The sequence below is a fragment of the Streptococcus sp. SCPM-O-B-15304 (M98) genome (assembly GCF_058200215.1).
In genome coordinates, this window is sequence record NZ_JBYQGQ010000049.1 from 1 (window position 1) to 304 (window position 304).

1 protein-coding gene is annotated in these 304 nt (G+C 49.0%); it reads left to right on the top strand.

All coding sequences use genetic code 11. The features are described 5' to 3' along the window. A partial coding sequence (locus tag AC3E7H_RS10000) for a hypothetical protein (protein ID WP_490676517.1) occupies positions 1 to 304 on the top strand: 304 nt, incomplete at both ends.

Consider the following 304-nt stretch of genomic DNA (forward strand, 5'->3'; position numbering starts at 1 on the left):
CTTGTTGAAGCTGACGTGCTTGCTGATGTGCTTGCGCTTGTTGAAGCCGACGTGCTTGCCGATGTACTTGCGCTTGTTGAAGCTGACGTACTTGCTGATGTGCTTGCACTTGTTGAAGCTGATGTGCTTGCACTTGTTGAAGCTGATGTGCTTGCACTTGTTGAAGCTGATGTGCTTGCGCTTGTTGAAGCTGACGTACTTGCTGATGTGCTTGCGCTTGTTGAAGCTGATGTACTTGCACTTGTTGAAGCTGATGTACTTGCACTTGTTGAAGCTGATGTGCTTGCGCTTGTTGACGCTGACG